This is a genomic window from Streptomyces sp. NPDC002206, from assembly GCF_053593595.1.
This window is the reverse complement of sequence record NZ_JBSFCW010000071.1, coordinates 1-9,759: the sequence shown is the minus strand read 5'-3', so window position 1 is coordinate 9,759 and position 9,759 is coordinate 1. Positions and strand designations below refer to the sequence as shown.

Sequence of the window (9,759 nt, the reverse complement as noted above, 5' to 3'; positions counted from 1 at the left end):
CGGGCGAAGCGGGCGCCGACCCGCAAGAAGAGTTCCTCGAGTTCCCGATCCCACACACCTGCCGGAGCCTCATCGATCACGCTGAAGAACTACTCCGACACGCCCACGGATATGCGACAGGGCCCCCGTCCGAAGGAACTGTCAGCCAAAGCCCTCGCACGCCTGTGACGCCGCGGCTAAAATCCCTGCCGTCAGGTCGCTGACCAGCCCAAATACCGAAGTACGGCTGGAGTACTAAGCCTTTCGGGGAAGCCGCTGCCTGCACGTCTGAGCCGGCGGCCCGGCGCGGCGACGAGGACACCGGCGCCCCAGCCGCTGCGATGTCCGGCGGCTTCTTCACCGCCATTGTCGACCCCGAGGGCCGCATCATCGGCGAACCGCTCACGTCCGGCGAGGGCGAGGTCATCGCCGACCTGGACTTCGAGCTGATCGACCGACGCAAGCGCCTGGCGGACACACGCGGCCACTAAAGCCGCCCGGAACTGCTCAGCCTCGTGGTCGACCGCACGCCGGCACCCCACCTTCGCGAGCGCGACGCCCACGCCGGAACCCACTCCTTCACGGCACCCGGTGAAGACCGCACCACCGACACCCAGTGAGGCGTTGCACACCTGACTGACCCGAAGACGGCAACGGCGCCGTCCGTAGGGTTCGCGGCCCCGGGGCGTTCCCATGCTCCAGAGGCCTGCCGAGGGGGCCCGGTCACAGGAGACCGGGCCCCCTCGGCAGGTCGGTGGACCTGCCCGCAGAACGTGCAGCACCCCCCGCACGGACGACGACCACGTCTGAGGGCTGCCTTCCCGCCCGGCAGCGGCTGTGTCGCGCATCATGACGGGCTGCGAATCTATACTCGCCGTTGAGGGATTCGTTCCATGGTGACGAGCAGCGGAGCCGAAGAGCACCGCCGTCGAGACCGGTCCGCTCACAGTCAGGGCGCGGATCTCACGGAGGCACTGCACACTGCTGTCCGCAAGACGATGCAGCAGGTTGACGCGGCGGCGGCCGCGGTCTATCTCCTGACCGAGGACGGCACCGAGCTCCGCGCGGCGATGATCGTAGGTGGTGCGCCGTCCCTGTTCACCCTTCCGGCACGGATGCCCCTCAAGGCGGCCTGCGCGACAGCGCGTGCTCTGGCTTTGGGGACAACAGCGTTCCTGGCCGATCCCGACCCCGCACCGACGCAGCAGCAGTACGGCCGGCCCTACCCGTACGCCACGCTTGCGGCCCCGGTCCTTGCCGCCGGCCGGCGTTTCGGTGCCCTGACTGTCCTGCGGCCGGAGACCTGCGGCGACTACCGAGGGGCAGACCATACGGTCGTGCAGGACGTCGCGGCCGAACTCGCCGAGGTCCTCGCAGCGCTCGCAGAGCGTGGCGTCACGATCGCCCCCGGGCCCACGCCGGCCCTGGTGCCGGCGAGGTTCGATGCGGATACAAACGCCGACACCCCGGGCTGGGGAGTGTCCGGCGTTCCCGGCTCCTCGGGCGTCAGCCTGATGTATCCACTGCGGCGGCTCTCCGACCTGCTGAACCAGGCCACCACCCCGGGCGACATCGTCACAACGGCCCAGGAGTGCATCATGTCGCCGTTGCATGCCGACGCCCTGGTCCTGGCATCGGCCGGCGAGAACCGCCTGTGGATCCTGGGGCACAGCGGTAGGTCGTCAGGAATGGTCCGAAACGTCCATGGCACCCCTCTCACCGCCCCCACGCCCGCGGCACAGGCTGCCCAGGGACGCCCGCTGTTCATCTCCGCAGGCCACCCGTCGGCTGCCCACCCCGACTGGTACGAGGATTCGCCACGAACCGAGGCCTTCCTGCCTCTCATCGCCAGCAGCCAGACCACCGACCTGGCTCTCATGGGACACAAGAACGTCGTCGGCGTCTGCTGCCTGTCGTTCCCGGGCCCGCGTGACTTCCCGCCGGGGGAGAGAGCCACCCTGAGCATGATGGCGGCCCTGCTGGGCGCGGCGGTGCAGCGCGTAGGACTGAGCGAGAAGCAGCACCAGACAGCCGAATGCCTTCAACGGCGACTCCTGCCCTCCACACTGCCCGAGCTGCCCCGACTGACCACGGCGGCGCGGTACCGGCCTGCCACTGTCACGGCGAAAGTGGGCGGCGACTGGTACGACGTGATCAGACTGACGGACGAGCGGATGGTGCTGGTCGTCGGCGACGTGGAAGGACACGCCGTGGAGAGCGCCGCCGTCATGGGCCAGGTACGCACCGCGGTGGCCGCCTACGCGATCGAAGGACACCGGCCCGCCACGGTGATTGACCGGACCGCGCGGCTGCTCACCGCACTACGCACGGAATTGCTCGTGACCTGCTGCGTCCTCGCGCTGGACACGGCCGACGGCACCACGGAGGTGGCTCTGGCCGGACATCCGGAGCCGCTGGTGCTCCGGCCCGACGCCAGCACCGGCACGCTCGGCGCACCCGCCAACGTCCCGCTCGGCGTCCCAGCGCCCGACGCCTACCGAGGGCGTGAGCACATCCTCCAGCCCGGGACGGTCCTAATGCTGTACTCGAACGGCCTGATCGGCGGAAGCGCCACCGACCCGGGATCCAGCGCCCAGGCACTCCTCGACTCCGGCAACCGCGCGGCTGGCACCGATCTCGAGCACCTGGCCGACCACCTCGTCGCCGAGGTCTCCGGCCCGCAGCAACGCCGCGACGACGCGGTGCTGCTCCTGGCCCGCTACGAGGACGCCGCCGGCGCGGGCGCGCCGCGAACGGCCAGCCTACGTATTCAGCGCCGGGACGTCCAAGGAGTCAAAGCGGTACGGAACTTCGTCAGCGACCGGTTGTGTGCCTGGGGGCTTACGGAGATGTCGGACTCCCTGCAACTCATCGCCTCCGAGATCGTGACCAACGCGCTCATCCATGCGGGCAGCGACGTCGATGTCCGGCTGAGGGCGTTCGCGGATCATGTCCGGCTGGAAGTACGGGACTCCGACAGCAACCCGCCCGTTCCCTCGCCACTGGCGCTCGACGAGGAGGAGAACGCGGAAGCCGAACATGGCCGCGGCCTCCCCATCGTGGAAGCCCTCGCCGGTGGGTGGCACAGCTTCCCCAATGGCCGGGGCAAGACGGTGTCACTGGACATGCCCATCCCGGCTGTCTGAGCCGCGATCATGCTCTCGCTCCGCCCGTGAAACCGCCCGACACGACATACGGCTCCTCGCAGGCAGGTCCGGCATCGCGGGCCTGAACCACGGCCAGGAGACCCGTCCTGCCGGGCTTGATGCCGGCCTGCCCGCAGCGATTGCGGCAGGCCGGCGTGCGGCCCTCCTGGTGAGGAAGGATGCCTGCAGATCTGGGCGGGGTCAGCAGCGGATCCTGCGCTGCCTCACCACGGTCGTCCCGGTGCGGTCACCGGGTGACGCTGAAAGTGGGGTGCCTCTCCGTCGTACCGGCCGGGACTGTGTGGACGTGGCCTCCGGCGGCGCTGTAGGCGCCCGAGCCGCCGGTGATCGCGACGTCGACGGCGGAGGCGGCCGGGAGGTGGAGGAGGGCCTGCCCGGTGATCTGCCCCTGGGGCAGCGAGAAGGTGCCCAGGCACTGCAGTGCGTCCGGGCCGGTGTGCACGTAGGTGCACACCACACTGTGGTCGCCGACCTTCTTCCCGTTCTGGTACAGGTCCTCGGCAATCACCAGCTGGTCGCCGAGGCTGTGTCCCGTCTTGCCCACGTCGATGGATGCGGTCTGGGTCTGTTTGGCGAGCATCTGGATGATTTCGGTGCGGTGGTGGTGGCCGTCGAAGGTGCCGGCCGATGCGAGCGGTGCACCGGCGACGAGACGGCGGCAGCGGCGTCCCCGGTGATCCAGTCCGCGCTCGCGGCCCGGCGCGTCTAGAGGGTGATCAGAAGGTCTGCGGCGCGGGCCTCGACTTCGGCCGCCGCGAACCCCGATCCGACCGGCCGGGGTTGCGGGACGCGGCCGGGCTGGACCAGCTAGCTGTGTCCGGTGTCGGTGGTGCGCAAGACCACCGGTGCATGCAGCGCCCGCTGCTCATTGCGGCTCCAGATGATGGTCACCAGCGAGCCGAAGACCTCGTCGACGCCGTCAGCTTGACGCTGGATCGCGACGCCCGATCCGTGCGGCTCGTGATCCATGCCCCGAACACGCCTGTGGTGTGCGCTCCCGCGGGAGCGGCGCCACAGGCATGTTCGCAACGTCAGGAGTGGTGCTACTTCGTGGTGCCCCAGAGCTGGCCGGCGGGGACGTGGGACGGGTTGCCCATCAGCCTGTCGACCCGGATCTGGTTGGGAACCAGATCGCCGCTGTGCCTGTGATCGCCGTGCTGGAACGACGCGTGGTGCGTGAAGGTCATCGCATAGGGGTGGGCGAAGTTCCTGGTTGAGCCGCTGACCAGCGGGAAGTGGCCCTGGGAGGCCGTCGCAGGCGAGTCTGCGGTGTCGATGATCCAGACGGTCTTGGCCGACACACCGCACTTCTGCAGCGTGAGACCCTCGTCCTGGTACGCGGTGTGAGTGAGGCCCGCGCACAGACCGGTGCGCTGGCCATGCGGCGCATACTCGACCTCCACCGCATGCAGGCTGCCGTAGTGCTTGTTCACCTCGGCGGACACGAGGCCGTCCTTGTAGAAGTCCGACACCGCGCCCGCGCGGTGGCCGATGATGTCCCCGGCCGCACGGTACGTGCTGACGGGGTGCATAGCGGTGGGCTGTCCCACCCTCGCCAATCCTCGGTAGACGGTCTCAACCAGGTTGGGCTGCTCGGACGTCCCGAACTTGGCGCTGTAGATCTTGATGCAGCTCGCGCCACACTCGGGCGTTGCCGCACTCGCGGACAGAGTCCCCACCGCACTGAGACCACCCGCAAGGGTCACCACTGCCGCAGCAGCCAGCACCTTGTTCTTGACAGACATAGATGATTCCTTCACTCGAGTCACAGCCGCACCGTGCGCACTGCTCGGACGGACGGGCCCACACCGGTCACCCGCGCTCGAGTAACCCGCTGCCGCTGCCGCAGCCGCCTCCGCTTCCGGTCCTGTCGCCTCCCGGCGACCGGCCGACTGAATAGGCGAAACGCCAAAAAACGCACCCCGTCCACTTAGGAGCATATGCTCCTAAGTGTGGGGCGGCAACCCTCTGTCGCCATCCACCGCCCGGCATGCCGGCGGCGGCCGCCGCGGCGATCGCAACCCTGGCGACTGTGCCGCAGGGGGAGCGGCCGACAGTCAACGCCTCACGTGGGGCCGGACTTTGCGCGCGACGGCCCGCCGGCCATCCGGCGCGCCACGAGTGCAGGGTCGTCTGGTGGCGGAAGGGGGGCGCCTGAACGGCCCCTCCGCGCGGGAAGGCTCCACGCTTGCCGTCCGCGATATATGCGCATATGCTCATAAATGTCAGCGGGATCCATCGGGCCAGCACGTCGCCGTGCGCCCAGGGGTCCTGGCACGCGAGTGGCGCCGAACCGCCGCTCCGTGTGAGCCGCAGAAACAGAGCAAGGAGGTCGGGCCATGCCCATGCTCGATGTGTACATACCCGAAGGTGCGCTGGAGGCCGACGCCGAAGCCGCGCTGCTGAACCGCATCACCGAGATCCTCATCGGCTACGAGGGATTCGATCCCGCCGATCCCGGGACCCGGGCCATTTCGTGGGCTTTCCTGCACCGTCCGGCCGCCCTCTACGTGGGAGGAAATCCCGTCGACGCGCCCCGCTACCGGGTGATCGCCTCGGTCCCGGAAGGACAGCTCGACCGGCAGGCCCGGGAGGCCGTGGTCGCCGAGGTAACCGAAGCGATTCTCGACGCCGAGAACGGAATTTGGCCGCGCGACCCCCGGCGCGTGTGGGTGTTCCCCGCCGAGATCCCCGAGGGCTACTGGGGCGGCGCCGGCCGCATCGTGCCATTGGCCGACATTCTCACCCTCACCGGCATCGGTATCACGCAGGCCCGCGAGCTCGCCGCCCAGCGCATCACCGCGAGCCGGACCGAGCGCATCACTCCCTCGTGACCGGCCACATGCAATGACAGCCCCTCCCTGGCCCCGCGGCGCGACGGGGCAGGGCTGGCTGCGGTTCTTCGGGGGCCGGCGGCTGGCCCTGCGCGGTGAGCAGAAGCTGACCACCGGGCATGTGCGGCTGGTGGCCGAGGCCCTTCAGATGACGGAGCGGACGGTGTGACGGTGGCTGGCTGCTGCCGAGCGTGACGAAGCTGCAGCCGACGAGCCCGGAACGCGGGCCCAAACGCGGGACCGTTTCGCGGTCACCCCAGAGGTGCGCGGTCTGTTGACGCTGTGGAAGGGGAATGTGGCCGCGGTCCACCGTGAGCTGACCGCCCGTGCGGCCCGGCAGTGTGATGTCGGTGCGTCAGGTATGGGGTTTCTTCTGTTCAGCTTGTTGTGGTTGGTGATTCGAGTGGTGACACGAATGCCGATCTGGGGCTGATGCTTTTGGTGATGATGCAGGTCAGTTGGTTGCCGGTCGGTATGACGTGTCAGGCTTCACCGCCCTGCTGCGGCTGACAGTCATGCCCAGTCGAGTCCGAGGTTGGCGAGCTGTGCGAGTTGGTGGTCGGTGAGTCGGTGGCGTCGGCTTTTCTGGTTGCTGAGGAAGACGCCGAGTCGTACGGAGGTGCCGTCGGCGAGTTCTTCGACGTGCTTGCTGTCTTCCGACCACGGTCTTTCCTTCGCGTTGGATGTACTGGGCGAGGGCTGCTACGCCCCGTGTGAACGCGTCGGAGCCCCTCCCGGCCCCAGTCTTCGGGCCTCCGAGTGCCGCCGTCTTCTGGGGCTGTGCAGCCGGTTTCACGCCGAGTCCCGTGAGTCGGCGTTGCTGTTCCTCGTTGAGCTGCGGCCAGTCCCTTACCTGCCGGGCGGTCCAGCGTCCGATGCCGTCGCCTCGGTGGGTGACCCCCGGCACGATCTCCTCGAGGCCGGCCCCGAATGACCCTGCCGAATTAATGATCAAGGCTGTGGTCTGCGCGGATGACTTTTCGGCGCCAGTAGTCCGGTTGCCGTAGCACTGCGCGGCTCCTGGCCCGTGTGCGGGTAGGGCTGTCGGGGAAGATTCTCTGCACAGGAGTTGCAATGACGGGCCACGGCGCCACCTCCAAGGATCCGCCCGCTGATGCCTTCGGTACGGCGGACGTCGCGACGGCCACCACCGATAAGCAGGGCGTCGTGACCGGGTGGAGTGAGGGCGCCCGGCGTCTGTTCGGCCACCGCCCCGAGGATGTCGTGGGTCGGCCGGCTGTCGAGCTTCTGGCCGAGGATGCACCGGCTGACGGGGCGTTCCTGGCCGGTCAGCCGAGCTGGACAGGGCATGTGGCGGTACGGCACCGGGACGGCCACCCTGTGTCGGGTGAGCTGCTCGCGCATCGTCGGGTGGGGCGGAACGGGTCCGACTGGCTCCTTGTATGGGACGCGGCCCGGGGACCGGCCCAACGGGCGGAGGACGGCGTCCCGATCGAGTGGTGCTTCAGCCAGTCGCCGTGCATTTTGGCGATCTTCGACACGGATCTGCGGTATGTGCACACGAACGCCGACGAGGAGCACGCGATCGCCCTTACCGGGGACCAGGTGCGCGGGATGCGCATGACGGAGGCGGCACCGCACCCCGCGTGCGAGAGGATCGAGCAGGCCATGCGCCGCGTACTGGAGACGCGTGAGCGGCAGTACCTGGAGGTTTACCTGCGCGTGGCGGGCGAGAGGCGCCAACACGCATGGGCCATCCATCTCGCCCCGCTGAACGACCCGGCCGGCCGCCTGTGCGGAGTGTGCTTCGCGGCGCAGGACACCACCGAACAGTACGAGGCCCGGCAGCGGCTGCTGCTCCTCAACGAGGCCGGCAAGCACATCGGTACCAGCCTGGACGTGACCGTGACCACGCAGCAATTGGCCGACCTGGCCGTTCCGCGGCTCGCGGACTTCGTCGCCGTCGATCTGCTGACCGGCCTCGACGGCGGCGGAGAGCTTCCCTCCGGCCCGATGACGGGCCCGGTCACCATGCGCCGTACCGCCCAGCGGTCCATCCTTCCGGGCGCGCCCGAGTCCTCGGTCGGAGTGGGAGAGACAACCACCCCCGCCGTATCTTCCCCTGCTGCCGAGTGGTTGGGGGCGGTCGCGCCCGCCATATACCAGATGACCGATCCTGCCCTCGCCCGATGGGCGGATCACGAACCGGTCGAGGCCGCCCGACTTCGTGACCTGGGCACTCACTCGGTGATCGTGGCGCCGCTGCGGACCCGTGGCGTCGGCCTCGGTGTGGCCTTCTTCATCCGCCATCGACGGCCGGAGCCCTTCCAACGGGACGACCTGCTGTTGGTGGAGGAGCTCACCGCCCGAGCGGCCGTCTGCATCGACAACGCTCGCCGCTACACCCGCGAGCGCACGACGGCCGTGACCTTCCAACGCAGCCTGCTGCCCTGGCGACTGGCGGAGCAGACAGGGCTTGAGGTGGCCTCCCGCTACCTGCCTGCCCGTACAGAGGAGGGGGTGGGGGGCGACTGGTTCGACGTCATCCCGCTCTCCGGTGCCCGGGTCGCCCTGGTCATCGGCAGTGTCGTCGGTCACGGCATCCAGGCGTCCGCGACCATGGGCCAGCTGCGCACAGCGGTGCGCACCCTCGCCGACCTCGACTTCCTTCCCGACGAGCTGCTCACCCACCTGGACGACGTCGTCATCCGCCTGAACGCCGAAGCTCCCACCGCCTCCGGTCCCCACTCCACCGGGGACGTCGGTGCCACGTGCCTCTACGCGATCTACGACCCGGTCTCCCGCCGCTGCTCCCTCGCCCGCGCCGGACATTCCCTGCCCGTGGTGCGGCGCCCGGACGGCACCGTCGACTTCCTCGACCTCCCCAGCGGCCCGCCGCTCGGTCTGGGCAACCTGCCCTTTGAAGCGGTGGAGGTCGAACTGCCCGAGGGCAGCATCCTGGCCCTCTATACCGACGGCCTGATCGAGGGGAACGCCGGTGACACGGGGGAGAAGGTCGACCTGCTGCGCCAGCCCCTCGCCCAGCCCGCCGAGTCTCTTGAAGCCGTCTGCGACACCGTTCTCGACGCAATGGTCCCCGGGCGTTCCGAGAAAGACATCGCATTGCTCCTGGCCCGCACCCGGGTGCTGCCAGCCGACCGGGTCGCCACCTGGAACATCCCGCTTGACCCCATCGCCGTCGCCGGGGCCCGCAAGAACGCCTTCGACCAGCTGGCGGCATGGGGGCTGGAGGAGTTCGCCTTCATCACCGAGCTGGTGGTCAGTGAACTGGTCACCAACGCGATCCGATACGGTGCGCCGCCCCTCCGGCTGCGGCTGATCAACGACCGCAGCCTCATCTGCGAGGTCCGCGACAACAGCAGCACGGCGCCGCACCTCAAGCGGGCCCGAGTGTTCGACGAGGGCGGACGCGGCCTGCTCCTGGTCGCCCAGCTCACCCAGCGCTGGGGAACCCGGCACGCCCGCCTCGGCAAGACCATCTGGGCAGAACAGGACCTTTCCGGCCGACCGTGAGAGCACGGTGGCCGAGCCGCGGGAAACCCTCGCCCCGGTCAGGGCGCGTACAGCAGTCTGCTTGCCGAGCACTACCGGTCCCGGACGGCCCTGCTGCGCGCCGCCGCGCTGCCCCTGTGGGGCTCGTAAAGTCGTCGCTGTTGGTCAGCGTCCGCGTCCGGGCTCGTCGGTGGGGACTTGTAATGGTGCCCTGATGATCGTGTTCCTGCTCTGCCGCACCGCCCGCGCGCTGTTGTCCGTCCCCGTGGTCCTGCTGCGCCGAGACACCGCCAAGGATGCCGAAC

General features: G+C 69.2%; 8 protein-coding genes. 5 read left to right on the top strand and 3 right to left on the bottom strand.

Going from position 1 to position 9,759, the window contains the following annotated elements:
• The first annotated feature begins 320 nt into the window (after positions 1-320).
• Together ACWCP8_RS40635 and ACWCP8_RS40630 are read left to right on the top strand one after the other, a co-directional pair.
• Positions 321-470 carry a hypothetical protein gene (locus ACWCP8_RS40635; protein ID WP_352271328.1) on the top strand — a complete coding sequence of 50 codons (150 nt, stop codon included), beginning with the start codon at positions 321-323 and terminating at the stop codon, positions 468-470.
• Between the two features lie 402 nt (positions 471-872).
• Complete coding sequence (locus tag ACWCP8_RS40630; protein ID WP_352271326.1) at positions 873-3,125, top strand: SpoIIE family protein phosphatase; 2,253 nt, start codon at positions 873-875, stop codon at positions 3,123-3,125.
• A 247-nt stretch (positions 3,126-3,372) separates the two neighbouring features.
• On the opposite strand, the gene ACWCP8_RS40625 is transcribed toward ACWCP8_RS40630, so the two are convergent.
• From ACWCP8_RS40625 to ACWCP8_RS40615, 3 genes are all read right to left on the bottom strand, one after another.
• A complete protein-coding gene (locus ACWCP8_RS40625; RefSeq protein ID WP_352271325.1) occupies positions 3,373-3,726 on the bottom strand; it encodes an allene oxide cyclase barrel-like domain-containing protein in 354 nt (117 codons plus the stop codon).
• A gap of 227 nt (positions 3,727-3,953) precedes the next feature.
• Entirely contained in the window at positions 3,954-4,115 is a 162-nt protein-coding gene (locus ACWCP8_RS40620; protein ID WP_352271323.1) for a hypothetical protein, read from the bottom strand.
• A gap of 74 nt (positions 4,116-4,189) precedes the next feature.
• Positions 4,190-4,891 (bottom strand): hypothetical protein, encoded by a 702-nt coding sequence (locus ACWCP8_RS40615; RefSeq protein WP_451121561.1) that lies wholly within the window; start codon positions 4,889-4,891, stop codon positions 4,190-4,192.
• Positions 4,892-5,485: 594 nt separating this feature from the next.
• Here ACWCP8_RS40615 and ACWCP8_RS40610 point away from each other — a divergent pair.
• The 3 genes from ACWCP8_RS40610 to ACWCP8_RS40600 all read left to right on the top strand — a co-directional run bounded on the left by ACWCP8_RS40610 (position 5,486) and on the right by ACWCP8_RS40600 (position 9,475).
• Positions 5,486-5,980, top strand: coding sequence for a hypothetical protein (locus ACWCP8_RS40610; protein ID WP_451121559.1), 495 nt, complete (start codon positions 5,486-5,488; stop codon positions 5,978-5,980).
• Positions 5,981-5,993: 13 nt separating this feature from the next.
• Positions 5,994-6,149, top strand: a complete 156-nt coding sequence (locus ACWCP8_RS40605; RefSeq protein WP_382841764.1) for a hypothetical protein — start codon at positions 5,994-5,996, stop codon at positions 6,147-6,149.
• Between the two features lie 905 nt (positions 6,150-7,054).
• Positions 7,055-9,475 carry a SpoIIE family protein phosphatase gene (locus ACWCP8_RS40600; RefSeq protein ID WP_451121557.1) on the top strand — a complete coding sequence of 807 codons (2,421 nt, stop codon included), beginning with the start codon at positions 7,055-7,057 and terminating at the stop codon, positions 9,473-9,475.
• Positions 9,476-9,759: the final 284 nt, after the last annotated feature.

Bases quoted from the DNA above. Each gene is read 5' to 3' on its own strand.
- ACWCP8_RS40635 (WP_352271328.1), top strand. From the start codon at position 321: ATGTCCGGCGGCTTCTTCACCGCCATTGTCGACCCCGAGGGCCGCATC.
- ACWCP8_RS40630 (WP_352271326.1), top strand. From the start codon at position 873: ATGGTGACGAGCAGCGGAGCCGAAGAGCACCGCCGTCGAGACCGGTCC.
- ACWCP8_RS40625 (WP_352271325.1), bottom strand. From the start codon at position 3,726: ATGCTCGCCAAACAGACCCAGACCGCATCCATCGACGTGGGCAAGACG.
- ACWCP8_RS40620 (WP_352271323.1), bottom strand. From the start codon at position 4,115: ATGGATCACGAGCCGCACGGATCGGGCGTCGCGATCCAGCGTCAAGCT.
- ACWCP8_RS40615 (WP_451121561.1), bottom strand. From the start codon at position 4,891: ATGTCTGTCAAGAACAAGGTGCTGGCTGCTGCGGCAGTGGTGACCCTT.
- ACWCP8_RS40610 (WP_451121559.1), top strand. From the start codon at position 5,486: ATGCCCATGCTCGATGTGTACATACCCGAAGGTGCGCTGGAGGCCGAC.
- ACWCP8_RS40605 (WP_382841764.1), top strand. From the start codon at position 5,994: ATGACAGCCCCTCCCTGGCCCCGCGGCGCGACGGGGCAGGGCTGGCTG.
- ACWCP8_RS40600 (WP_451121557.1), top strand. From the start codon at position 7,055: ATGACGGGCCACGGCGCCACCTCCAAGGATCCGCCCGCTGATGCCTTC.